This window comes from Ruoffia sp. FAM 24228, from assembly GCF_045528575.1.
Classification (GTDB): Bacteria; Bacillota; Bacilli; order Lactobacillales; family Aerococcaceae; genus Ruoffia; species Ruoffia halotolerans.
The window spans coordinates 1-255 of the sequence record NZ_JBGQQZ010000177.1 but is presented as its reverse complement, the minus strand read 5'-3'; the positions used below and the strand labels follow the sequence as shown (position 1 = coordinate 255).

At 37.3% G+C, this 255-nt stretch carries 1 protein-coding gene; it reads right to left on the bottom strand.

From position 1 onward, the window contains the following. A partial coding sequence (locus tag ACEN33_RS12560) for a helix-turn-helix domain-containing protein (protein WP_407094281.1) occupies positions 1 to 193 on the bottom strand: 193 nt, incomplete at its 3' end. Positions 194 to 255: the final 62 nt, after the last annotated feature.

Below are 255 nucleotides of genomic sequence, written 5' to 3'. Positions count from 1 at the left end.
TACGTTTATACTCTCCATGAGCAGTTGACGGTGAATAACTGCCATCCTTGTTTGAATTACGATGTAATTCTCTTGAGATAGTCGATTTAGAACGGTCCAGGGTCTCGGATATATGCCCGATAGTTTCACCTTGTTCATACATTAGGAATATTGTTTCTCGCTCATTCATGGTAAGATGTGTGTATGGATTCATAGCTTTCTCCTTCTAATAGTTGGTTGGTACATCTATTTTATAGGAAAACTATGGATCTTTTT